We start from the raw sequence: 21,316 nt of genomic DNA on the forward strand, positions 1-21,316 counted from the left end.
GATCAGCAGGCTGTCGTCGATGGTGAAGCCCGATCTGCACGGTGCGCCAAGCACACCTGATCGACGACGTCGTCCCGCAGGGTGGCGCCACGCTGGCGCTGGCGCGGTCGCACCGGATGCCGGGCGAGGCGCTCCGCACACTGCGCGTCGCGCTGAAATCGCCCGGTGACGTGCAAGCGGCCCTTCGCGTCAGTGACACGGAAATCGTGGAGATGTCGGGGAAAGCCGGCGACGTGTTTCTGATGGACATGCGGGTTCTGCACACGCCGTCCATCAACGCGTCGAAAAACCTCCGGATGATGGCGACCACCCGCTTCCTGCTGCGCGGGTAGCCGGGGCGGCCGGGTTCGAATCGTCCTACTTGATCAGCCCCTGCACCGCCTTGAACTCGGGGTGCTCCGCCGTGCGCAGCCACTCGAAGGCGACCATCTCCGTCGTCAGCAACTCGGCGCCCGCCCCGGCCAGCCGGTCGAAGGCCGCGTCGCGGTTGCGTTCGGTGCGCGAGCCGCAGGCGTCCGTCACCACCCAGACCTCGAATTCCTGCTCCAGCAGCTCCAGCGCGGTCTGCATCAGGCAGACATGGGCCTCGCAGCCGGCGATGACGATGCTGGGGCGCTCGGCCTCGCGCGGGGCCTGGGCGCGTTCCTTCTGCAGGTGCTTGGGCAGGCTGCGCACGTTGCCGCCCTGGGGCCGCGCGGGCGGGCGCAGCCAGTCGGCCAGGCCATCGGCCACGGCGCTGAAATGCATCTTGGCCAGGGTGCGGCGGCACAGGTCGCGCAGCTCGGGCGGGTGGGTGCCCAGCTTGTCGGGGTTCTGCTCGGTGCCCCACGCCGGCACCCCGAAGGCCTGGGCCAACTTCGCCAGGCGCACGGCGTTGGCCAGCACGAGCGGGCCTTCGTGAATGGCGGGCATGAGGCGGGGCTGGTAATCCACCAGCACCAGCTGGGAGTCGTCGGCGTCGAGCAGCATGGCGATCAGGGAAGCGGTTGAGCGGGCCGTTGGCCCGGGAATCCGGCCGGCGCGCGGGCCGGTCGGCGAAAGCGGATCACTCGGCGAACAGGTCGCGCTGCGGCAGGGCGCGGCCGGGCGCGGTGGGGTCGAAGCGCTCGACCAGGCGGTCCACGTACTGCGCGAACAGGGCCTCGGCCGCCTGCCCGAACAGCCGGATGCGGCCGGTGTGCTTGAGCAGCAGCAGCCCCATGCCGTGCGCGAACAGGGCGGCATTCTCGCGCGCCGCGGCATCGGGCGGCAGGCCCAGGTCCTCCAGGGCCTGCTCGCAGGGGCGCAGGGCCTCCAGCAGGCGTTCGTTCAACGCCCGGTCCAGCTCATGGGTCAGTCCGTGCGGGGCCAGTCCGTTGACGAGGTAGAAGCCCAGGTCCAGGTCGCGCGGGTTGCTGGCGTAGAAGCCGAACCAGGCCTGGGCCTTGGCTGTCAGGGCCTTGCCGGGCTGCGCCTTGGCCGCCCGCGCGGCCTGCACCTCGGCCTGCAGGCGGTCCAGCGACTCGGCCAGCAAGGCACCGTAGATGGCCTCCTTGCTGTCGAAGTAGCTGTACAGCGCCCCGGCGGTGTACCCGGCCTCGCGCGCGATCTCGCGGATGCTGGCGCCCTCCACCCCCTTGTCGGCGAAGACGCGGCGCGCGGCGTCCAGCACGTGGGCGCGGCGCGTGTCCGACATGGCGAGCTGGCGTTGCTGGCGCAGCTCAAGCTGGCGCTGGGCTTCGGCCTGGTCGGCCGCGCTGGGCAGGGGGCGAAGCTCGTCGAGGTGCACGTTCATGGCGCGCAGTGTAGCCAGGGAATCGAACCGGGTTTGATTTGATGAACTCTTGTCAAACAATTGAACACTGTTTAATCTTTTGAGGCAAGAGGAAGGGTTTCAACGCCCCACGATCCCAACAACAGGAGACAAATCCATGAACACCACGGCACCCGTTCGAACGCTGATGACGGGCGAGGACTACCGCGAGTCGCTGCGGCGCGCCCGTCCCCGGGTGAGCGTGGACGGACGCTGGGTGGAGAGCGTGGCCGACGACCCGGCGTTGCGACCGGGCATCAATGCGGTGGCGCTGACCTACGACTTCGCCCACCGGCCGGAGTACGCGCCGCTGATGACGGCCACGCAGCACACCAGCGGGCGCACGGTGAACCGCATGACCCACCTGTCCACCAGCGCGGGCGACCTGCTCAACAAGCTGGAGGCCGTGCGCCTGATCTGCCAGGAAACCGGCTGCGCCCAGCGCTACCTCACGCACGACGCGCTGCACGCCATCGCCCAGCTCAGCGCCCGGCTGGACGACGCCACCGGCCGGCGCGAGCACGGCGAGCGCTTCCTGGACTACCTGCACCGCGTGCAGGACCAGGACCTGACCCTGGGCGTGGCCATGACCGACGCCAAGGGCGACCGCAGCCGCCGCCCGCACCAGCAGGCCAACCCCGACACCTACCTGCACATCGTCGAACGCAAGCCCAACGGCATCGTCATCAGCGGCACCAAGGCCATCGTCACCGGGGCGCCCTACATGCACGAGCTGCTGGTCATGCCCTGCCGCAACATGGGCGAGGCCGACGCCGACTTCGCCGTCTGCTGCGCCGTGCCGGTGGACGCCGAGGGCCTGACCATCGTGGCCCGCCCGGCCGGGCGCCCCGGCGAGAAGCTGGAGCACGGCGACGCCCTGTTTTCGCGCCGCTTCGGGCAGAGCACCGGCGTGTGCCTGTTCGACCGCGTCTTCGTGCCCTGGGAGCGCGTGTTCCTGGCCGGCGAGTGGGAGCACTCGGGCCACCTCACCTACAGCTACGCCACCCACCACCGCCAGACCTGCATCGCCGCGCGCGCGGGCTTCGGCGACCTGCTGATCGGCGCCGGCGCGCTGATGTGCGAGGCCAACGGCTTCGACCCCGGTGCCGAGAGCCACCTGCGCGAGCAGATGGTGGAGCTGATCACCATCGTCGAGGGCTTCTACGCCTGCGGCGTGGCCGCGAGCGTCTACGGACGGCGCGACGAACACGCCGAGGTCTTCATGCCCGACCCGGTGTTCGCCAACATCGGCAAACTGCTGCTGGCGACCAAGATCTACGACATGCACCGCCTGGCGCACACGGTGAGCGGCGGCCTCATCGTCACCCTGCCCGGCCCCGACGAGGACCACAACCCCGAGACGGCGGGCCGCCTGTCCGACGTGCTGCGCGCCAGCCCCGACGTGCCCTACGAGCAGCGCATCCAGGCGGCGCGCTTCATCGAGGACCTCACCGCCGGCTACCAGGGTGGCTGGTACAGCGTCATCAGCCTGCACGGCGGCGGCTCGCCGGCCGCCATGAAGCAGGAAATCTGGCGCCACTACCCGGTGGGCGACAAGGTCGACCTGGTGGAGCGCCTGCTCGATCGCGGCCTGAGCGCCGACCCGTCGCGCGCCATCACGCGCAACCGCCAGCCCGGCCGCTGCTGCGACACGGGCTGCACCCAGCCCGGCCAAGCCGTGATGGTTGAGTTACCGACGAATACGAAAGCAACAAAATCGGCCTGAATCAAGCGCTTACGGCGCTTTTTTGAGTTGACGGAAGAGGTGCGGCGCACTACCCTCCGCGTCCATGCGTCGCTGGCTTCCCCTCCTCCTCATCGGCTGCTCGGCCGTGGCACACGCCGCGCCGCCCAGCGGGAGCTGGGAAGACATGGACACGCTGCTGGCCGACAAGGGCTTCATGGCCCGCCTGGGCGAGCAGGTGCAGCAAGCCGGCGCCACCGCCAGTCAGCAGGCCTCCAGCCTGGTGATCAACGCCCTGGCCTTCCTGGGCGTGCCCTACAGGTACGGCGGCAACACCTTCGACACCGGCTTCGACTGCAGCGGCTTCGTGCGCGCCGTGTACGAGCAATCCATGGGCAAGCTGCTGCCGCGCCGCTCCGACGAGCAGGCCGCCGCCACCCAGCCCATCGAGCGCAGCGAACTGCAACCCGGCGACCTGGTGTTCTTCAACACCCTGCGCCGCTCCTTCAGCCACGTGGGCATCTACATCGGCGACGGCAAGTTCGTGCACTCGCCGCGCGCCGGCGCGCAGGTTCGCGTGGAAGACATGCGCGTGGCGTACTGGAACAAGCGCTTCAACGGCGCGCGCCGCGTGCCGGCGGGTTCGTCTCAGGCCCAGCCCTGAGGCCCCCTGGGGCCCCCTGGGGCCGCTGATCGCCCCGCCCCATTTCCTCCATCACTCCAGGCGTATGCCCGCGTCCTTCAGGCGCCGGTGGCTCAGCCATTCCTCGGCAACGCGCCGCTCGAAGGCCGCGCGCCCGTCCGTGGCGGGCAGGTTGTCCGACGCGAGCAGCCGGTCACGGATGGCGGGGGACGCCAGCACCCGGTTGATCTCGGCGTTGAGCCGGTCCAGCAGCGCGGCTGGCGTGTCCCCCGGCGCGAACACACCGAACAGCGAACTGACATTGGCCTGCGGCAGGCCCAGCTCGGCGAAGGTGGGCACATCGGGTAGCACGTCCAGCCGCCGGGGCGCGCCCACGGCCAGCGGCTTGAAGCGGCCAGCCGCCACGTGCTGCAACTGCAGCGGCGCCACGTTGGTGGACAGCAGCTCGAACTGGCCGCCCAGCGCGTCGTTGATCTGTTGCCCGCCGCCCTTGTAGGGGATGTGGGTCACGGCGATGCCGGCGCCCGCCTGCACCTGCTCCAGAACCAGGTGCCCGGCCGTGGCCACGCCTGACGTCGCCCAGCGCAGGGCCCCGGGCCGCTCGCGGGCCTGCTGCAGCAGGTCGGCGAAACGCTCGCCCGTGAACGCCGGCGTGCCCACCAGCAGCACCGGCGTGACCATGGCGCTGGCCACCGGTGCCACGTCGCGCAGCGGGTCGAACCCGACGGGCCCCAGGTGGGGACGCAAGGTCAGCGGGCTGGTCGCTGAAAACGCCAGCGTGTGGCCGTCGGGCGCGGCACGCGCCAGCGCCTGCAGGCCCACCACGCCGCCGCCGCCCGCGCGGTTGTCCACGCGCACCGGCACGCCCAGGCGCGCGGCCAGCCCCTCGGCGATGGCACGGGCCACGCCGTCGCTGAGTCCACCGGGCGGGTAGACCACGATGAGGCGCAGCGGCCGCGCGGGCCAGGGTGGCGCGGGCCAGGCCGGCCACGACGCGGCCAGCGCCAGCCACGCGGCCATCAGTTGCCGGCGGTTCGCGCTCACCGGGGCGATCCCTTGCGGCCCCGCGCCTGGTGCCGTCGGGCCGTGTCGCGAACGATCTTGAGAAAGTGCGCGGCCGGCCCGCTCGCCTCGGCTGTGCGGTAGACCAGGGTCAGCGGTGCGTCCAGCGGCGTGCCGTCGGCCAGCGGGCGGTACGTCACCGCCTGCGGGTGCAGGCCGCGCATGGACGCCGGCACCACCGCGACGCCCGCGCCCGCGGCCACCAGGTTCAGGCTGGTCACCATGCGCTCCACCTCGGCCGCGATGCGCGGGCGGAAACCCCGCGCTTCGCACAGCGCCAGCAGATTGGCGTAGAGCCCGGGCGCGCCGGGCTGTCGCACGAGGATGAAACCCTCCTGCCGCAGGTCCGTCAGCGCCAGCCCCCGCCTGGCGCCGACGCCCGCCGCCAGCGGGTGATCCACCGGCAGCGCCACCACCACCGGCTCGCGCAGCAGCAGTTCGAAGCTCAGGTGCTCTGGCAGCGCCACCGGCACACGGATCAGCCCGCAGTGCAAGCGCCCGGCCGCCACGGCCTCGGTGATGCCGGCGGCGTGGTCCTCGCGAATGGACAGCGTGATGCCCGGCCAGGCCCGTCGACAGGCACGCAGGGCCTCGGGCGTGAAGGCGTGCGCCGCCGCCGAGCTGGTGAAGCCGACGTTGAGCAAGCCGAGTTCGCCGCGCGCCACGCGGGCCATGCGCCCTTGCATGGCGGCCATCTCGTCCACCAGTCGGCGCGCCTCCTGCTCGAACTGGCGGCCGGCGTCCGTCAGCGAGACGCCCTTGGGGTGACGCTGAAACAGCGACACGCCCAGTTCCGCCTCCAGCGCCTTGATCTGCAGGCTCAAGGGCGGCTGCTGAATGCCCAGGCGTTCGGCCGCGCGCGTCATGTGCCCGGCCTCGGCCACGGCGAGGAAGTAGCGCAGGTGCCGGAACTCCATATCGCAAAGGTATTGAAATCGGTCTTTCAGTATATTTGACGCGGGGTGGCGGCCCACCTATCGTGCGGCGGACCCGAACGACAACACCGGAGACAAGCCGTGCCCATCCGCCCCCTGGCGAGCCTCGCCCTGGCCGCCCTCGCCTGCTGCCCCCTGCACACCCTGGCCGCGCCAGGCCCCAGTGAGCCCACGCCCCGCACCTGCCCGAGCGAAGTGCCGGCCGGTGCCCGCTGCTTCACCGCCGAGGACGGTCTGGGCGGCTTCTTCTGGACCGCCCTGCCCGCCGGCTGGAAGCCCGCCACCGGCGTGCTGGTGGTGCACGCACACGGCGGCCCGGCCGACACCGGCCCGGCCCGCTTCGAGCGCGGCGAGCAAGACCTCAAGCGCTGGGCCATCACCGTCAAGGCCGGTTACGCCTGGGTGGCGCCCACGTACCGGCGCGGCGGCTTCGGCGTCAGCATGGCGGCCGAGGACACCGAGCGCGCGCGCCGCCACTTCGTGCAGCACTTCGGCGTGCCGCGCCGCACCTTGCTGCACGGGCAGAGCTATGGCGCGGGTGTCGCGTCCAAGGCGGCCGAGCTGTACGCCACCGTGGACGGCCCGAACGGCCCCACGCGCGGGCCCTACGACGGCGTGCTGCTCACCAGCGGCGTGCTGGGCGGCGGCACGCGCGCCTACGACTTCCGGCTCGACCTGCGCGTGGTCTACCAGTACGTCTGCCAGAACCACCCCAGGGCCGACGAGCCGCAGTACCCGCTGTGGCAGGGCCTGCCCATGAACGCGCGGCTCACGCGCGCCGAACTGGCCGAGCGCGTGGACGCGTGCACCGGCGTGCGCCAACCCGCCGCGCAGCGCGCGGACCGGCAGAAGGCCAACCTGGCCACCATCGTGAACGTCATCCGCATCCCCGAGCGCTCGCTCATTGCCCACCTCAACTGGGCCACCTGGCTGTTCCGCGACCTGACGCAACTGCGCCTGGATGGCCGCAACCCCTTCGACAACACGCGCGTGCGCTACCAGGGCTCGGCCGATGACGCGGCGCTGAACGCGGGCGTGCAACGCTACGCGGCCGACCCCGCCGCCGTGGCCGAACTCGCGCGCGACAGCGACCCCCAAGGCCGCATCAAGGTGCCCGTGCTGGCGCTGCACGCGGTGAACGACCCCACGGCCTTCGTCGAGCTCTCGTCGGCCTACCGCGAGATCGTGGAACGCGCGGGCAACGGCGCCCTGCTGGTGCAGACCTACAGCGACGAGTCCGAGCACAGCTACCTGAGCGAGCCGCAGTACCCGGCGCTGTTCACCGCGCTGCTGAACTGGATCGATCGCAAGGAGAAGCCCACGCCGCAGCGCGTGGCGGCGCTGTGCAAGGGCTACGAAGCGGCCTACGGCGAGGCCTGCAAGCTGCTGCCGCACTACCAGAGCCCGCCGTTGAGCCAACGTGTGCCGCCGCGCTGACCAGGGCGGAGCCGCCGGCGGCTCAGCGCGCGTCGTGGAAGCTCAGCTCCAGGCCGATGCGTTCGCCCCGTCGCACGCGGCCGATGGCGTGCCGCAGCCGCGTGCGGTAGGGTCCGCGGCTGCCCTGCACGGGCCGCGCGTCGGTGGCGATGATGGCCGCATCGCCCCATCGCAGCGGCAGCACGGCCGGACGCGACTGCAGCCGCGGGCGTTGTTCCGTGGTGACGAACTCGCCGCCCTCGAAATCGACGCCGGGCTCGGACAGCAGCGCGACCAGTTGAAGCGGGAACACCTGTTCGCCCCCGTTGCGCTGGTGCAGCAGCAGGTGGTCGTCCACGCCCAGGCGGCTCAGGTGGGATTGCCCGCGCCACTGGCCCGCCTGCCGGTTGCGCTGGACGAATTCGCTGAACGCCAACGGGTAGCGGGCCTCGACGCCCAGGGTGTGGTTCCAGCGGTTGGCGATGGTCACGAGGCGCGGGTAGAGCGCGGTGCGCCATGCCTCCAGCGACGCCGGCAGACCCGCCTCGAAGCGGAACAACTCGCCGCTCCCCAGGCCGATATCCACCAGCGGCACACGCACGGTGCCCGGGGCCGACACCCGCCGCGCCAGGCTGCGCGCCGCCTCGGCGCCCAGCCAGCCGGGCAGCAGGGCATGGCCCTCTTCGTCGAGTTGGGCCGAGATGGCCGCCCAGTCCAGGCGAATGCCGTTCACGCCTGGGCCTCACGGCGCAGCAGCTCGCGCTTGCGCTCCACCCCCCAGCGGTAGCCGGACAGGTCGCCGTCGCGCCGCACCACGCGGTGGCAGGGGATGGCCACGGCCAGGCGGTTCGCGCCGCAGGCCTGCGCCACGGCGCGCACCGCGCGCGGCGCGCCGATGCGCTCGGCGATCTCCGCGTAGCTCGCGGTCGTGCCCGGCGGGATCTCTCGCAGCGCGCGCCACACACGCTCCTGAAACGCCGTGCCACGCACGTCCAGCGGCAGTTGCAGGCCGATCGCGGGCGCCTCGATGAGGCCTACCACCTGCGCCACCCATTGTTCGAAGGCCGCGTCGCCCCCAATGAGCCGGGCCCGGGGGAACTGGTCCTGCAACTCGCGCACCAGCGCGTCCGGGTCGTCGTCGAGCAGGATCGCGCAGATGCCGCGCTGGCTCCGGGCCACGAGGATGGCGCCCAGCGAGCACTGCCCCACCGCGAAGCGGATGTCTGCGCCGGCACCGCCGGCCCGGTAGTCGCGGGCGCGCATGCCCAGCAACTGGTCGGACGCCTCGTAGAACCGGCTGTTGGAATTGAAACCCGCGCCGTAGATGGCGTCCGTGATCGAGGACTCGGGCGCACTCAGTTCCTCGCGCAGCCGGCGGGCGCGAAAGGCCGAGCCATAGGCCTTGGGCGTGAGACCCGTTTCGGCCTTGAACAGGCGGTGGAAATGGAAAGGGCTCATGCCGAGCTCGGCCGCCAGGGCGTCCAGCGGGGGCGGCGTCTCCGAGGCCTCGATCAGCCGGCAGGCGCGCGCCACCAGCCCGGCGCGCTCGGCCGCCGCGCGGGTCTGGTCGCTGCGGGCGCGGCGGCTGGGCCGGTAGCCCGCGGCCTCGGCGGCCTGGGCGGAATCGAAGAACGCCACGTTCTCGCGTCTGGGCAGGCGCGCCATCGAACTGGGCTGGGCGTAGACGCCCGTGGTGCGCACGGCGTAGACGAAGTGGCCATCGGCGGCGGCCTCCCGGGCCTGCACAGCCGCCCAGCGGGCGTCGTCGGTGTCGTAGGCGTTCATCGTGCTCATGCTCATCCTGCCTTGCGCAAGGTGAGGTTGAAACGCTGGCTGCCCAGCAGCGCATGGGGTTCGTCCTTCAGCGGCTGCACGCCGTGGTAGCGCAGGCGATCGGCGCCGCCCCAGACCACCACGTCGCCGTGCCGCAGCGGCACCTTGAGCGAGGGGCCGCTGCGCGCCAGGCCACCCCACAGGAAGGTGGCGCGCATGCCCAGCGACACCGACACGATGGGTGCGGAGTAGTCGCGCTCGTTGCGGTCCTGGTGCAGCGAGAGGCGCGCGCCAGGGAGGTAGCGGTTGATCAGGCAGGCGTCGGGCGCGAAACCGGCGAATCCGGCAACTGCCGCGGCCTCGCTGGCGAGTCGGGCGAAGGCCGCCGGCATGGCCGGCCAGGGCGCACCGCTCTCGGGGTCGGTGGCGGTGTATTGGTAGCCCAGGCGGTCGCTCGTCCAGCCCAGGGCACCGCAGTTGGTCATTGCCACGGACATCGTGAAACCACCGGGCGTCACCAGGTGCCGGAACGGCGATGCCGATTCGACCGCGGCGATGGCGGCCAGCAGCTCGGGCACCCACGGCAGCGCGAAGCCCCGCAGCAACACGGCCCCGGGGCCCAGGCGCTGCTCCCGCTCGGTGGGCTCGAAAAGCTCAGGCGTTTCCATGCTCAGCTCGCGTCATGAAAGATCAGGCCGACCGTGTGGCGCTGCCCGCTGCGCACCCGGCTGACGCCGTGCCGCATGGCCGACCGCCGGATGCCGCGCCGTCCCGACGCGGGCCGTTCGTTCACGGCAAAGACCACCGCGTCGCCCTGCCGCAGCGGCACCACGTCTGCGCGCTGACCCTGGCTCGAGCGCTCCGTCATCACGAACTCGCCACCGGTGAAATCGCGGCCCGGTTCCGACAACAGCATGGCCACCTGCAGCGGAAAGACGTGTTCGCCGTACAGGTCCTGGTGCAGGCAGTTGTGGTCGCCCGCGCCGTAGCGCAGGATCAGCGGGGTCGGCCGCGTCTGGCCGGCCTCATGGCAACGCTTCAGGAACGCGTCCAGGTCGTCCGGGAAGCGCGCGGCCAGACCCAGTTGCTGCTGCCATCGGTTGGCGATCGGCGCCAGCCGGGGGTACAGCGCCTGGCGCAGTTGCTCCAGCAATGGCGGCAGCGGGTAAGCGAAGTACTTGTACTCACCGCGCCCGAGGCCATGGCGCGCCATGACGACCCGCGAGCGAAAGCCAGCCGGGCGGGGATACAGCGCGGCAAGGGCGTCGCACTGCGTGGACGTCAGCAGGCCAGGCAGAACCGCGTGGCCTTGCGCGTCGAGCGAACGCTCGATGGCGATCCAATCGAAGGCCTGCTTCGCCGAACTTGTCATGCACATCACTCACGGAAGAAAGGTGAGGTCAGTGTAGGAGTCCGCTCCTCCCGGGAAACTCCGCTCCTTGCGGTTGAATTTTTCCGGCCGTGACCGGACTCAGCTCGCGCGCGCCGTGGGGGCCAATGGCTGCACCGCCAACCGCAGGCCCATCGCCTTGAGAATGGCCGATAAGCTGCTGAGGGCCGGATTCCCCTTGGGGGACAGCGTGCGGTACAGCTGCGTGGGATTCAGATGCGCCTGTTCGGCCACCGCCTGGACCCCCCCGAAAGCCTGCGCAAGTTGGCGCAACACGATCAGCAACTCGGCCTGATCGCCGTCTTCCAGGATGCCATTGATGACCTCCAGTGCCAGCGCGGGATCGCTGCGGTACAGCTCGGCCATCGCATCGTCATGGAATCTGCTCTTCATCATCCGTTCTCCGTTGCCAGTCATGCCAACAAGCCACTGCTTTGCTGATGTCCGAATCCTGCGTTCGCTTGTTGCCACCGCCCAGCAGCAATACCACGCGGCCACCTGACAAGGCGTAGTACACGCGATAGCCAGGTCCGGCATCGATCCGCAACTCCCAGACACCATCGCGGCAGAACTTGTGATCACCAAAGTTACCGAGTTCGACGCGGCCAATGCGCCGGATCACAGCCACCTTGGCCTGCACGTCACGCAAACGCCGCAACCAGTCCAGGTACAGGTCCTGGTGGTCAACCGGTGCCAGGTAGTGCTCGATTCGATAGGCACTCATTTTCGTTTATTGACGAATTTCAGTCAACCAAGCCAACCGACCGTGATCGGCACCAGGTGCAAGCGTATGGCGGTCGTTGTGGCCATACCCCCGTCCGTCAAGTCCAATAAAAAAGCCACCGGCCCGAGAGGGCTGGTGGCCTTTTCCTGGCCTTCAGCGGAAGGCTTACTTGCGCTGCGGCGGCACGTCCGTGCAACTGCCGTGCGCCACCTCGGCCGCCAGGCCCATGCTCTCGCCCAGCGTGGGGTGCGGGTGGATGGTCTTGCCGATGTCCACCGCGTCGGCGCCCATCTCGATGGCGAGCGCGATCTCGCCGATCATGTCGCCCGCGTGCGTGCCCACGATGCCGCCGCCCAGGATGCGGCCGTGGCCGTGCGCTTCCGGCGAATCGTCGAACAGCAGCTTGGTAAAGCCCTCGTCGCGGCCGTTGGCGATGGCGCGGCCCGAGGCGGTCCAGGGGAACAGGCCCTTCTTCACCTTGATGCCCTGCGCCTTGGCCTGGTCCTCGGTGAGGCCCACCCAGGCGACCTCGGGGTCGGTGTAGGCCACGCTGGGGATCACGCGCGCGTTGAACGCGGCGGCGGCCAGATCGGCCTTGCCCTGCAGCTCCCCCGCGATGACCTCGGCCGCCACGTGGCCTTCGTGCACCGCCTTGTGCGCCAGCATGGGCTGGCCCACGATGTCGCCGATGGCGAAGATGTGCGGCACGTTGGTGCGCATCTGGATATCGACATCGATGAAGCCACGGTCGGTGACGGCCACGCCGGCCGCGTCGGCGCCGATCTTCTTGCCGTTGGGGCTGCGGCCCACGGCCTGCAGCACCAGGTCGTAGGTCTGCGGCGCCGGCGCGTTCTCGCCTTCAAAGCTGACCTCGATGCCCGCCGGCGTGGCCTTGGCCGCCACCGTCTTGGTCTTCAGCAGGATGTTGTCGAAGCGCGGCGCGTTCATCTTCTGCCAGACCTTCACCAGGTCGCGGTCGGCGCCCTGCATCAGGCCGTCGAGCATTTCCACCACGTCCAGGCGCGCGCCCAGGGTGCTGTAGACCGTGCCCATCTCCAGGCCGATGATGCCGCCGCCGAGGATGAGCATGCGCTTGGGCACGTCCTTGAGCGCGAGGGCGCCGGTGCTGTCCACCACGCGCGGATCGTCCGGCATGAAGGGCAGGCGCACGGCCTGCGAGCCGGCGGCGATGATGGCTTTCTTGAAGCCCACCACCTGTTTGCTTCCGGTCTTGTCCTGGCCCGCGCCTTCGGTGAGTTCCACGCCCAGGTGATTGGGGCCGACGAAGCTGCCATAGCCGCGCAGCACCGTCACCTTGCGCATCCTGGCCATGGCGGTGAGGCCGCCGGTGAGCTTGCCGATGACCTTTTCCTTGTGGCCGCGCAGCTTCTCGATGTTGACGACCGGACGGCCGTACTCGATGCCGTAGCCGGCCAGGTGGTTCACCTCGTCCATGACGGCGGCCACGTGCAGCAGCGCCTTGGACGGGATGCAGCCCACGTTGAGGCAGACGCCGCCGAGCGTGGCGTAGCGCTCCACCAGCACGACCTTGAGGCCGAGGTCGGCGGCGCGGAAGGCAGCGGAATAGCCGCCGGGGCCACCGCCGAGCACGACGACGTCGCACTCGAGGTCGGTGGCACCGCCGTAGGCCGGCGCGGCGGGCGTGGCCGCGCGCGCGGCGGGAGCGGGTGCAGAGGCGGCGGGTGCGGGAGACGGTGCCGGAGAAGGCGAAGGTGCAGGCGATGCCGCGGGTGCCGGCGCGCTGGCGGCGCCCTCCCCCTCGATCACCGCGAGCAGATCGCCGATGTTGACCGTGTCGCCGATCTTGACCTTGAGCTCCTTGAGCACACCCGCGTGCGAGGACGGGATCTCCATCGAAGCCTTGTCGCTCTCCACGGTGATCAGCGACTGCTCGAGCTTGATCGTGTCGCCGGGTTTCACCAGCACTTCGATGACCGCGACGTCCTTGAAGTCGCCGATGTCGGGAACCTTGATGTCCATGAGTGCCATCTATGCCTCCCGCCGGGCCGCCCCAAGGGAGGCATGCGCCCCCTCGGGGGGCAGCGAATACACGAAGTGTTGAGCGTGGGGGTTCATGCTCTTGCTCCTTACAGCAGCACGCGACGGAAGTCCGCCAGCACCTGGGCGAGGTACGCGTTGAATCGCGCCGCAGCGGCGCCGTCGATGACGCGGTGGTCGTAGGACAGCGACAGCGGCAGCATCAGGCGCGGCTCGAACTGCTTGCCGTCCCACACCGGCTTCATCTGGCTCTTGGACAGGCCGAGGATGGCCACCTCGGGCGCGTTGATGATGGGCGTGAAGTGCGTGCCGCCGATGCCGCCGAGCGAACTGATGGAGAAGCAGCCGCCGCTCATGTCGGCCGGTCCCATCTTGCCGTCGCGCGCCTTCTTGGCGAGTTCGCCCATCTCCTGGCTGATCTGCAGGATGCCCTTCTTGTCGGCGTCCTTCAACACCGGCACCACCAGGCCATTGGGCGTGTCCGCCGCGAAGCCGATGTGGAAGTACTGCTTGTAGACCAGGGTGTCGCCATCGAGGCTGGCGTTGAACTCGGGGAATTTCTTCAGCGCCGAGACCACCGCCTTGATGACGAAGGCCAGCATGGTCACCTTGACGCCGGACTTCTCGTTCTCCTTGTTGGTGGCCACGCGGAAGGCCTCCAGCTCGGTGATGTCGGCCTCGTCGTTGTTGGTGACGTGCGGGATCATCACCCAGTTGCGGTGCAGATTGGCGCCGCTGATCTTCTTGATGCGCGAGAGGTCCTTGCGCTCGATGGGGCCGAATTTGCTGAAGTCGACCTTGGGCCAGGGCAGCAGGTCCAGGCCCGCGCCGCCGCCGCCACCGCCCGCCGGGGCCTTGGCGGCCTGGGCTTGCGTGCTCGCGGTGCCGGCCATCACGGCCTTGGTGAAGTTCTGCACGTCCTCCTGCGTGATGCGGCCCTTGGGGCCGGTGCCCTTGACCTCGGCCAGCGGCACGCCGAGCTCGCGCGCGAACTTGCGCACCGAGGGTGAGGCGTGCGGCAGGCCGATGGGCGCCGCGCCGGGCTGGTGAGCAGCAGGGGCTTGCGCGGGCGCGGATGTCGCCGCGGCAGCGGCTGGTGCCGGGCTGGGTGCCTGGACCGGTGCCGGCGCGGCAGCGGTCGGTGCCGCCGCGGGCGCTGGCGCGGCGGCCGGCGCCGCGGCGGAGCCCTCCACCACCGCGATCAGGTCACCGATGTTCACCGTGTCCCCGACTTTGACCTTGAGCTCCTTGAGCACACCGGCCACCGACGAGGGAATCTCCATCGAGGCCTTGTCGCTCTCCACCGTGATCAGCGATTGCTCGAGCTTGATCGTGTCGCCGGGTTTCACCAGCACCTCGATCACCGCCACGTCCTTGAAGTCGCCAATGTCGGGCACGTGCACGTCCACCGGGCCGGCGGGTGCGGCTGCAGCGGGTGCCGGTGCGGGTGCCGCCGGGGTGGCCGCCTGAGCCGGCGCCGCGGCCGGGGCGGGCGCTGGGGCCGCAGGCGTCGGCGCGGATGCGGCCGCGCCTTGCGCGTCCAGCACCACCACCACCGAACCCTGCTTCACCTTGTCGCCCAGCGCGACCTTGAGCTCCTTCACCACCCCCGCGTGCGAGGACGGGATCTCCATCGAGGCCTTGTCGCTCTCCACGGTGATCAGCGACTGCTCGGCCTTGACCGTGTCGCCCGGTTTCACCAGCAGCTCGATCACCGCCACTTCGTCGAAATCCCCGATGTCCGGGACTTGCACTTCAATGCTTGCCATGTCGGTCTCCGGCGCTCACGCGTACAGCGGGTTGATCTTGTCGGCCTTGATGCCGTACTTCTGGATCGCCTCGGCGACCTTGGCGGCCGGCAGCTCGCCCTCCTCGCCCAGCGCCTTCAGCGCGGCCAGCACGATGTAGTGGCGGTTCACCTCGAAGTGCTCGCGCAGCTTGCTGCGGAAGTCGCTGCGGCCGAAGCCGTCGGTGCCCAGCACCTTGTAGGTGCGGTCCTTGGGCACGAAGGGGCGGATCTGCTCCGCGTAGTTCTTCATGTAGTCGGTGGAGGCGATCACCGGGCCGCTGGTCTTGGCCAGTTGCTCGGTCACGAACGCCGTGCGCGGTTTTTCGGTGGGGTGCAGCAGGTTCCAGCGCTCCACGTCCTGGCCGTCGCGCGTGAGTTCATTGAAGCTCGGGCAGCTCCAGATGCCGGCGGCCACGCCCCAGTCCTGCTCCAGCAGCTCCTGCGCGGCGAACGCCTCGCGCAGGATGGTGCCGCTGCCCAGCAGTTGCACGGTGGGCGCGTCCTTCTTGAGCACGGGGGCCTGCTTGCACAGGTACATGCCCTTGATGATCTGCTCCTCGGTGCCGGGCTGCAGGCCGGGCATGGGGTAGTTCTCGTTGAGCAGGGTCAGGTAGTAGAAGACGTTCTCCTGGCGCTCCACCATGCGCTTGAGGCCGTCGTGCATGATGACCGCCACCTCGTGCGCGAAGGTCGGGTCGTAGCTCACGCAGTTGGGGATGGTGCCGGCCAGGATGTGGCTGTGGCCGTCCTCGTGCTGCAGGCCTTCGCCGTTGAGCGTGGTGCGGCCCGCGGTGCCGCCGAGCAGGAAGCCGCGCGCCTGCATGTCGCCCGCCGCCCAGGCCAGGTCGCCGATGCGCTGGAAGCCGAACATCGAGTAGTAGATGTAGAACGGGATCATGATCCGGTTGTTCGTGCTGTAGCTCGTGGCCGCCGCGATCCAGCTGGCCATGCCGCCGGCTTCGTTGATGCCTTCCTGCAGGATCTGGCCGGCCTTGTCTTCCTTGTAGTACATCACCTGGTCGCGGTCGACCGGGGTGTAGAGTTGGCCCTTGGGGTTGTAGATGCCGATCTGGCGGAACAGGCCTTCCATGCCGAAGGTGCGGGCCTCGTCCACCAGGATGGGGACCACGCGCGGGCCCAGGGCCTGGTCGCGCAGCAACTGGGTGAGGAAGCGCACATAGGCTTGCGTGGTGCTGATCTCGCGTCCTTCGGCCGTGGGCTCCAGCACGGCCTTGAAGGTTTCCAGCGAGGGAACGGTGAAGCTCTCGTCCGCTTGCGGGCGGCGCTGCGGCAGGTAACCGCCCAGCGCCTGGCGGCGCTCGTGCAGGTACTTCATCTCCGGCGTGTCGTCGGCCGGCTTGTAGAACGGCAGCTTGGGCAGCTCGCTGTCGGGGATGGGGATGTTGAAGCGGTCGCGGATGTACTTGATGTCCTCGTCCGTGAGCTTCTTGGTCTGGTGGACCGTGTTCTTGCCTTCACCGGCCTTGCCCATGCCGTAGCCCTTGACGGTCTTGACGAGCAGCACGGTGGGCTGGTTCTTGTGTTCGTTGGCGGCGTGGAAGGCGGCGTACACCTTGGCCGGCTCGTGGCCGCCGCGGCGCAGCTCGAAGATCTCTTCGTCGGTCATGTGCTCGACGAGCTTGGCGGTCTCTGGGTACTTGCCGAAGAAGTTCTTGCGCACGAAGGCGCCGTCGTTGGCCTTCATGGCCTGGTAGTCGCCGTCCAGCGTTTCCATCATGAGCTGTTTGAGCTTGCCGCTCTTGTCGCGGCGCAGCAGCTCGTCCCAGCCGTTGCCCCACAGCAGCTTGATGACGTTCCAGCCGCTGCCGCGGAACTCGCTCTCGAGTTCCTGGATGATCTTGCCGTTGCCGCGCACCGGGCCGTCCAGGCGCTGCAGGTTGCAGTTGATGACGAACACCAGGTTGTCGAGCTTCTCGCGCGCGGCCAGGCCGATGGCACCCAGCGACTCGGGCTCGTCCATTTCGCCGTCGCCGCAGAACACCCAGACCTTGCGGTTGGCGGTGTCGGCAATGCCGCGGGCGTGCAGGTACTTGAGGAAGCGCGCCTGGTAGATCGCCATCAGCGGGCCCAGGCCCATCGACACCGTCGGGAACTGCCAGAACTCGGGCATCAGCTTGGGGTGCGGGTAGCTGGACAGGCCCTTGCCGTCCACCTCCTGGCGGAACATGTCTAGCTGCTCTTCCGTCAGGCGGCCCTCGAGGAAGGCGCGGGCGTAGATGCCCGGCGAGCTGTGGCCCTGGATGTAGACCAGGTCGCCGCCGTGCTTTTCGTTCGCGGCGTGCCAGAAGTGGTTGAAGCCCGCACCGAACATGCTGGCCACCGAGGCAAAGGAGCCGATGTGCCCGCCAAGGTCGCCACCGTCGGCGGGGTTGAGGCGGTTGGCGCGCACCACCATCGCCATGGCGTTCCAGCGCATGTAGGCACGCAGGCGTTTTTCGATGGCGATGTTGCCGGGACAGCGCGCTTCCTGATCCGGCTCGATCGTGTTCACGTAGCCGGTGTTGGCCGAAAACGGGAGGTCCACACTGTGCTGGCGGGCCTCTTCCAGGAGCTGTTCCAGCAGGAAGTGCGCGCGCTCGGGGCCTTCCTTTTCGATGACGGCGGCCAGCGCCTCCATCCATTCCCGCGTTTCCTGGGCGTCGCTGTCCGCGGCCCCGCGGCCATTGTTGGTGTCGTTCGCTGACATCGCTGTCTCCTGTGTGTTGGGGCAAGCTTAAGGTCTGGCCCGTGGAAGTCGCGGATTCTTCCACAGAGCCTCGGGCATTTCAATATGCGCCTTGTGATTTCTTATTATGGAATCACGTAGGAATAAGCGGCTGAAGCCAGGGCCCCTAACGTAGACTCCTCCCGCCATGTCCCATACCCCCCCTGCCACCACCGCCCCGTGGTGGAAACGCTGGTGGCGCCGGTTGCCGCCGTCGCGGCAGGACCGCTTCGCCACCCTGGGCCCGCTGTTGGCGGTGCTGCTCTTCCTGGCCGCCATCGTGGTGGCCATTGCCTACCTGCGATTCGAGGAGATCGACCGCGAGCGCGAGGCCGTGACGCGCGACGTGGAATACGCCCAGCAGCGGCTGCGTTTGCGCCTGCTGGAGCGCCAGGAGCAATTGATGCGCCTGGCCCGCGAGATCGACAACCAGGCCATCGATGCCGAGGAGTTCGCCTTCCAGGCCGAGACCCTGGTGAGCCAGTTCCCCGAGCTGCTGGCCATCACCTGGGTGGACGGGCGCCGGCGCGTGCTCGCGGGCTACACCTCGCCGAGCGCGCCGGTGGCGCTCATGCGCGCCACGGGCTCGGCGCTCACACCGTCCGAAACCGACGGCAGCTTCGACCTGGCGCGCGACCTGCGCCAGCCGATCTACTCGCGCCCGCTCACCGACAACGACCCGCGCGGCGCGCGCCTGATGCTGCATGTGCCGCTGTCCGAACAGGGCCGTTTCGCGGGCACGGTGATGGGCGAGTACTCGGTGGATGGCCTCATGCGCTTCGGCATGCCGCCCGAAATCATGGCCCGTTACGCCGTCGCCCTGCTCGACGACACGGGCACGGTGCTGGCCGGCAGCCTGCAGACCGGCGAGCCCGTGCTGTCCTTCCTGCCCTGGTCCAGTCCCTCGCTGGAGCACGAGGTGCCGGTCTCACCCGTGGGCAACGGCCTGATCCTCAAGGCGCAGGGCTACCGCACCTCGCAGGACATCGTGGGCTCGGGCTTCTTCGGCGTCATCGGCGCGCTCTCGGCGCTTACCGTGTGGATGCTGATCGGCACCTGGCGCCACACGCGCCGGCGGGTGCAGGCGCAGCAGGCCCTGGTCGCCGAGACCAACTTCCGCCGGGCCATGGAGAACTCCATGCTCACCGGCATGCGCGCCCTCGACATCCAGGGCCGCATCACCTACGTGAACCCGGCCTTCTGCTCGATGACGGGCTGGACCGAGGCCGAGCTGGTGGGCCGCACCGCGCCTTTTCCCTATTGGCCCGAGGAAGACCACGAGCAGTTGCACGCGCGGCTGGAGGACGAGCTCAACGGCCGCTCCACCCCGGGTGGTTTCGAGGTGCGCGTGCGCCGCCGCAACGGCACGGTGTTCGACGCGCGCATGTACGTCTCGCCGCTGATCGACCCCAAGGGACACCAGACCGGCTGGATGACGTCCATGACCGACATCACCGAGCCCAAGCGCATCCGCGAGGAACTGTCGGCGTCCTACGAGCGCTTCACCACCGTGCTGGAGTCGCTGGATTCGGCCGTGTCGGTGGCGCCGCTGGGCAGCGAAGAACTGCTGTTCGCCAACAAGATGTACCGCCTGTGGTTCGGCACGCGCGGCCAGGGCCACCGCCACCTGGTGGACCTGGCGGGCAACCAGCCCCAGCCCGCGCTGGACGACGCCGACCAGGTCGATGCCTTCGCCGGCATGCCCACGGGCACGCTCACCGACGCCGGCGTGGAGAACGCCGAGGTCTTCGTGCCCGAGCTCGACCGCTGGCTGGAGGTGCGCACGCGCTACCTCACCTGGGTGGACGGGCGCCTGGCGCAGATGGTGATCGCCAGCGACATCACGCCGCGGCGCACCGCCGAAGAGCAGGCGGCGCGCCAGACCGAGCGCGCGCAGACCGCCAGCCGCCTCATCACCATGGGCGAGATGGCCTCCAGCGTGGCGCACGAACTCAACCAGCCGCTCACGGCCATCAGCAACTATTGCAACGGCATCATCTCGCGCCTTCAAGAGCAGCGCATTTCGCCCGAGGAGATGCTGGTGGCGCTGGAGAAGACCGCGCGCCAGGCGCAGCGCGCGGGCCAGATCATCCAGCGCATCCGCGCCTTCGTGAAGCGCAGCGAGCCCAACCCCACGCTGTCGGACGTGGCGCAGATGGTCAACAACGCCATCGAACTCGCCGACATCGAGCTGCGGCGCCAGCAGGTGCGGCTCACGCCCTACGTGGCCGCGCGCCTGCCCGCGCTCATGGTCGACCCGATCCTGATCGAGCAGGTGCTGATCAACCTGCTGAAGAACGCGGGCGAGTCCATCGTGCAGGCGGGTCGGCCGCAAGGCGAGCGCCTGGTGGAGCTGCGCGTGGCGCCACGCCAGCTCGACGGCGAGCAGGTGGTCGAGTTCGAAGTGCGCGACTCGGGCAAGGGCGTGCCCGAGGAAATGCTCGAGCGCATCTACGAGGCCTTCTACAGCACCAAGAGCGAAGGCATGGGCATCGGCCTCAAGCTGTGCCGCAGCATCGTCGAGTCTCACCATGGCCGGATGCGCATGGAGAACCTCTACAATGGCACGGAGGTGACGGGGTGCTGCTTCAGCTTCTGGATCCCCGTCGCGTCGCGACTTCAACCCCAGGGTTCGCCGGACACCGCCGCCAACGAACCACTGACGGACACCGAGAGAGCGAGATGAGCTTGATCCCCAAAAAGGGCACTGTCTATGTCGTCGATGACGACGAGGCCGTGCGCGATTCCCTCCAGTGGCTGCTCGAGGGCAAGGACTTCCGGGTTCGCTGCTTCGAATCGGCCGAGGCCTTTCTCTCCCGCTACGACGCCCGCGAGGTCGCCTGCCTCATCGCCGACATCCGCATGGGCGGCATGACCGGCATGGAGCTGCAGGACCGACTGGTCGAGCGCCAGTCGCCGCTGCCCATCGTCTTCATCACCGGCCACGGCGACGTGCCCATGGCGGTCGAATCCATGAAGAAGGGCGCGCTGGACTTCATCCAGAAACCCTTCAAGGAAGACCAGCTCGTGGCCCTGGTCGAGCGCATGCTGGAACACGCGCGCGAGGCCTTCGCCACCCACCAGCAGGCCGCCAGCCGCGACGCCCTGCTCTCCAAGCTCACCGGCCGCGAATCGCAGGTGCTCGAGCGCATCGTCGCCGGCCGCCTGAACAAGCAGATCGCCGACGACCTGGGCATCAGCATCAAGACGGTGGAGGCGCACCGCGCCAACATCATGGAAAAGCTCGGTGCCAACACGGTGGCCGACCTGCTCAAGATCGCCCTGGGCCAGACGCCCGCGAAAGCCTGACCGAACACCCTCCCGCCAACGCCCGCCACCTTGGCGGGCGTTTCGTTTTCCCCTC

The 21,316-nt window shown here is 69.4% G+C and carries 19 protein-coding genes; 6 read left to right on the plus strand and 13 right to left on the minus strand.

Annotated features, from left to right (window positions below):
- Positions 1-41: 41 nt before the first annotated feature.
- Entirely contained in the window at positions 42-332 is a 291-nt protein-coding gene (locus GTO19_RS20085) for a phytanoyl-CoA dioxygenase family protein (RefSeq protein WP_291024157.1), read from the plus strand.
- Positions 333-357: 25 nt separating this feature from the next.
- Here the strand turns inward: GTO19_RS20085 and GTO19_RS20090 are convergent, their stop codons facing one another.
- On the minus strand, positions 358-969 hold the full coding sequence (locus GTO19_RS20090; protein ID WP_291024160.1) for an isochorismatase family protein: 612 nt from the start codon (positions 967-969) through the stop codon (positions 358-360).
- A gap of 76 nt (positions 970-1,045) precedes the next feature.
- On the minus strand, positions 1,046-1,774 hold the full coding sequence (locus tag GTO19_RS20095) for a TetR/AcrR family transcriptional regulator (protein ID WP_291024162.1): 729 nt from the start codon (positions 1,772-1,774) through the stop codon (positions 1,046-1,048).
- A 136-nt stretch (positions 1,775-1,910) separates the two neighbouring features.
- Between GTO19_RS20095 and GTO19_RS20100 the strand changes: the two genes are divergently transcribed.
- Together GTO19_RS20100 and GTO19_RS20105 are read left to right on the plus strand one after the other, a co-directional pair.
- Positions 1,911-3,518: a 4-hydroxyphenylacetate 3-hydroxylase family protein gene (locus tag GTO19_RS20100; protein WP_291024163.1), complete on the plus strand. Its 1,608-nt coding sequence runs from the start codon at positions 1,911-1,913 to the stop codon at positions 3,516-3,518.
- Between the two features lie 64 nt (positions 3,519-3,582).
- Positions 3,583-4,140, plus strand: coding sequence for a C40 family peptidase (locus GTO19_RS20105; RefSeq protein WP_291024166.1), 558 nt, complete (start codon positions 3,583-3,585; stop codon positions 4,138-4,140).
- Positions 4,141-4,191: 51 nt separating this feature from the next.
- Here GTO19_RS20105 and GTO19_RS20110 read toward each other — a convergent pair whose 3' ends face one another.
- Complete coding sequence (locus GTO19_RS20110) at positions 4,192-5,163, minus strand: tripartite tricarboxylate transporter substrate binding protein (protein WP_291024168.1); 972 nt, start codon at positions 5,161-5,163, stop codon at positions 4,192-4,194.
- Positions 5,160-6,098, minus strand: a complete 939-nt coding sequence (locus GTO19_RS20115) for a LysR family transcriptional regulator (protein WP_291024170.1) — start codon at positions 6,096-6,098, stop codon at positions 5,160-5,162. Before GTO19_RS20115 ends, GTO19_RS20110 begins: the two co-directional genes overlap by 4 nt.
- A gap of 99 nt (positions 6,099-6,197) precedes the next feature.
- On the opposite strand from GTO19_RS20115, the gene GTO19_RS20120 reads away from it, so the two are divergent.
- Positions 6,198-7,553 (plus strand): hypothetical protein, encoded by a 1,356-nt coding sequence (locus tag GTO19_RS20120; protein ID WP_291024171.1) that lies wholly within the window; start codon positions 6,198-6,200, stop codon positions 7,551-7,553.
- A 22-nt stretch (positions 7,554-7,575) separates the two neighbouring features.
- Here GTO19_RS20120 and GTO19_RS20125 read toward each other — a convergent pair whose 3' ends face one another.
- The 9 genes from GTO19_RS20125 to aceE all read right to left on the minus strand — a co-directional run bounded on the left by GTO19_RS20125 (position 7,576) and on the right by aceE (position 17,934).
- On the minus strand, positions 7,576-8,265 hold the full coding sequence (locus GTO19_RS20125) for a 2OG-Fe(II) oxygenase (RefSeq protein ID WP_291024173.1): 690 nt from the start codon (positions 8,263-8,265) through the stop codon (positions 7,576-7,578).
- The gene (gene ada, locus GTO19_RS20130; RefSeq protein WP_291024175.1) at positions 8,262-9,326 is read right to left on the minus strand and encodes a bifunctional DNA-binding transcriptional regulator/O6-methylguanine-DNA methyltransferase Ada; all 1,065 of its coding nucleotides are present in this window, start codon (positions 9,324-9,326) and stop codon (positions 8,262-8,264) included. Before ada ends, GTO19_RS20125 begins: the two co-directional genes overlap by 4 nt.
- Before the next feature lie 2 nt (positions 9,327-9,328).
- Positions 9,329-9,973, minus strand: a complete 645-nt coding sequence (gene alkB / locus GTO19_RS20135; RefSeq protein ID WP_291024177.1) for a DNA oxidative demethylase AlkB — start codon at positions 9,971-9,973, stop codon at positions 9,329-9,331.
- Between the two features lie 2 nt (positions 9,974-9,975).
- The gene (locus GTO19_RS20140; RefSeq protein WP_291024180.1) at positions 9,976-10,677 is read right to left on the minus strand and encodes a 2OG-Fe(II) oxygenase; all 702 of its coding nucleotides are present in this window, start codon (positions 10,675-10,677) and stop codon (positions 9,976-9,978) included.
- Between the two features lie 99 nt (positions 10,678-10,776).
- Positions 10,777-11,088, minus strand: coding sequence for an addiction module antidote protein (locus GTO19_RS20145; RefSeq protein ID WP_291024182.1), 312 nt, complete (start codon positions 11,086-11,088; stop codon positions 10,777-10,779).
- Positions 11,069-11,419 (minus strand): type II toxin-antitoxin system RelE/ParE family toxin, encoded by a 351-nt coding sequence (locus tag GTO19_RS20150; protein WP_291024185.1) that lies wholly within the window; start codon positions 11,417-11,419, stop codon positions 11,069-11,071. The genes GTO19_RS20145 and GTO19_RS20150 overlap by 20 nt, the downstream gene beginning before the upstream one ends.
- Before the next feature lie 165 nt (positions 11,420-11,584).
- Positions 11,585-13,429, minus strand: a complete 1,845-nt coding sequence (gene lpdA, locus GTO19_RS20155) for a dihydrolipoyl dehydrogenase (protein WP_291024187.1) — start codon at positions 13,427-13,429, stop codon at positions 11,585-11,587.
- 98 nt (positions 13,430-13,527) lie between these two features.
- Positions 13,528-15,207 carry a dihydrolipoyllysine-residue acetyltransferase gene (gene aceF, locus GTO19_RS20160; protein WP_291024189.1) on the minus strand — a complete coding sequence of 560 codons (1,680 nt, stop codon included), beginning with the start codon at positions 15,205-15,207 and terminating at the stop codon, positions 13,528-13,530.
- A gap of 15 nt (positions 15,208-15,222) precedes the next feature.
- Positions 15,223-17,934: a pyruvate dehydrogenase (acetyl-transferring), homodimeric type gene (gene aceE, locus GTO19_RS20165; RefSeq protein ID WP_291024192.1), complete on the minus strand. Its 2,712-nt coding sequence runs from the start codon at positions 17,932-17,934 to the stop codon at positions 15,223-15,225.
- Between the two features lie 166 nt (positions 17,935-18,100).
- On the opposite strand from aceE, the gene GTO19_RS20170 reads away from it, so the two are divergent.
- Complete coding sequence (locus GTO19_RS20170) at positions 18,101-20,638, plus strand: PAS domain-containing sensor histidine kinase (protein WP_291024194.1); 2,538 nt, start codon at positions 18,101-18,103, stop codon at positions 20,636-20,638.
- Positions 20,635-21,261: a response regulator transcription factor gene (locus GTO19_RS20175; protein WP_291024196.1), complete on the plus strand. Its 627-nt coding sequence runs from the start codon at positions 20,635-20,637 to the stop codon at positions 21,259-21,261. The genes GTO19_RS20170 and GTO19_RS20175 overlap by 4 nt, the downstream gene beginning before the upstream one ends.
- Positions 21,262-21,316: the final 55 nt, after the last annotated feature.

It is taken from the genome of Hydrogenophaga sp., assembly GCF_011772445.1.
Lineage (GTDB): Bacteria > Pseudomonadota > Gammaproteobacteria > Burkholderiales > Burkholderiaceae_C > Hydrogenophaga.